The sequence below is a fragment of the Candidatus Poribacteria bacterium genome (genome assembly GCA_021295715.1).
Classification (GTDB): domain Bacteria; phylum Poribacteria; class WGA-4E; order WGA-4E; family WGA-3G; genus WGA-3G.
On sequence record JAGWBV010000079.1, the window covers coordinates 58879 to 60760 of the forward strand.

General features: G+C 43.6%; 2 protein-coding genes. Both read right to left on the reverse strand.

Features of this window, described 5'->3' with window-relative positions; genetic code table 11:
* On the reverse strand, window positions 1–1147 hold a 1147-nt coding region (locus J4G07_17655; GenBank protein MCE2415812.1), incomplete at its 3' end, for a transposase.
* A gap of 146 nt (window positions 1148–1293) precedes the next feature.
* Window positions 1294–1470 (reverse strand): hypothetical protein, encoded by a 177-nt coding sequence (locus J4G07_17660; protein MCE2415813.1) that lies wholly within the window; start codon window positions 1468–1470, stop codon window positions 1294–1296.
* Window positions 1471–1882: the final 412 nt, after the last annotated feature.

Sequence of the window (1882 nt, forward strand, 5' to 3'; positions counted from 1 at the left end):
CCGCCCCAACTACAGGGTTGAATAACCAACCCTGATACTTCGTCAGAATGTTGCTCGCACCTACGACATCTCGGTGTCCTTGCCATTTACATTTACGGCAGTGATATGCCCGTTTATTCGGCTTTTTCCTATGCCCACACTGCGGACAGGTTTGGGACGTATAGGCCTCGTCTTGGGAGTCAACTTCGATACCGACTGCTTTCGCTTTGTAGGCAATCATTTCCGTTATTTGCCCGAATGCCCATTGGTGCAACTTCTGATTGATTTTTGATCCATAGTCTATAGAGTGTCGTATGTGCTTTATATCACCTATCACAATCGTCTCTACTTTCTTAGATTTACACGTAGAGACAAACCGAGACGTGATTTTATGTCGAACGTCACGGATAAGATTATTAAGGGTGTGGAGAGTTCGGTTCTTGGCACGCTTGAGTTTCTTCCAACGCCTACTTCCACGTTGACACCGTGAAAGCAACTGATTGAGTGTCGCTTTGAACTTCTCTCGATATTGAACGAGACTTCGTAAGTATCTGCCGTTATAGATTTCGGAGGTGAGTCCGTCAAAAGAAACGATGGGATGTATTTCGCCTAAATCTACAGCAACGACACTGCCTCTATCTGCTTTAGGTTTCCTTTGCGGATGTGTCTCATAAGTCGCGTGGAACTCATAGATATGCGTGTTTCTGTTATAGACGAGTGAAACCGCTGCTGGCACTTTACCCTGAAACTTCTTATCTATTTTGATATAAAGTGCGTCTCTGCCACGCCCCATAGAGAGTCGAAGTTTACCGCGCTTGTAAGTGATACCTGACGCACGCCATGTAAATGTATGATACCACTTCCGCTTGAAAGGAGGTCTGGCATTCGGATTGCTCTTGAGGTTGCCAAAGAAGGAATGCCTCGCACCGCAATAGTCGTCTATAATTGCCTGAACGCTATGGGCATGGCATGGATAGTCTTTGAACTTTAGATACTTCTTGAGTCCGCTATCCGAAAGCCAAAACCCTTTTTTATTCTGTGTCTCTTGGGTCAGCGATACCGTCTTGGAATAGATACGCCCCCCAAGACGATTTATCCCTTGTAGACAATCATTTGGCTTTTCTGTCGCTACAATGTAACTACGATAGTCTTTATCTGTTTTTCGCATGGTATATCACGTATAACCAGCACGCCACCAAGCGGTGACGCTGGTAATGCTGGTTTCCAACGTGATACTCTCATTATACCACTTTTTTACAAAAAATGTCAACGCTTTTCTCGCTCCTGCACGAGTCAACGGGGTTGGACCCAAAGCTAAAGCATTGGGATTGTTAGTGAATTCCCTTCAAAAGACGCTCCCCAAGGTCCCTCCTCTGTATGAGGATTGTGCTGTTCAGCAGGCACGACAGTCTCATCAGAGCCGAAAGCAAGGTAACCGATGCCGAAGAGTAACAAACAGACGAGGAGTAGATTAATCATTAGGAAACGCATTTTTTTCTCCTTATTAGAATGGGACTTGCATTTGAATTTGCAAGTGGCAATTTTGCTAAAATTTTTTATCCGTTGATTTAAGTGACGCACCTTAGATGTCAAAAGGTTGCATTATCTTCAAAAAAGGTGTTGAAACCAAATGAACGCAATTTGAAAAAATGGAGAGATAGAAGATGCTTTCTCCGAACCCCCCAGCTTTTGCATTTCTCCTCCTTTTGCCTATATAGAGTTCGTTCAGATAAAAAAGATAGTAAAAACTTGTCCGTTGTCGTTACTACAAACGAGTCCCAAAACAGTTGCACTTTTTTATTTAAAATTTTATGTGGTGGAAATATGAAGAGGTCTAAAATGCGCGGATCACCTTAGCAACGAAACGCTGTTTGAATTCTAAAGCGTTTGGGTCGCCGAGGAT